A 352-nucleotide genomic window follows, 5' to 3' on the forward strand; every position below is an offset into this window, starting at 1 on the left:
CAAACAACGGTTACAAAGGCTGAAGACATGGCTGCGCGGTTAGAGCAAATTAACCAAGCTGTGACCCTGATTGCAGATATGAATTTACAAATTGCGACGGCGGCTGAAGAGCAGTCTTCCGTTGCTGAGTTGATTAACCAAAATGTTGTTAATATAAATGATCTCTCTTCTCAAACAGAACAAGCATCGCATAACTTAATGGATGCTACGCAGTCATTAAGTGCGCAGGCGAGTCAACTACATGAGCAAGTCTCACAATTCAAAATTTAACGGATAGAGTCTATTAAAAGGGGCGAGAAGCCCCTTTTATATGCTTAGTGAATAATGCCTTGATCTTTCGCCATTTGGTTGG

The 352-nt window shown here is 41.8% G+C and carries 1 pseudogene; it reads left to right on the plus strand.

From position 1 onward, the window contains the following. Positions 1 to 270: pseudogene (locus B7C60_RS17240) on the plus strand (methyl-accepting chemotaxis protein); the annotation flags it as partial. Between the last annotated feature and the right edge of the window lie 82 nt (positions 271 to 352).

It is taken from the genome of Vibrio fujianensis, assembly GCF_002749895.1.
GTDB classification, from domain to species: domain Bacteria; phylum Pseudomonadota; class Gammaproteobacteria; order Enterobacterales; family Vibrionaceae; genus Vibrio; species Vibrio fujianensis.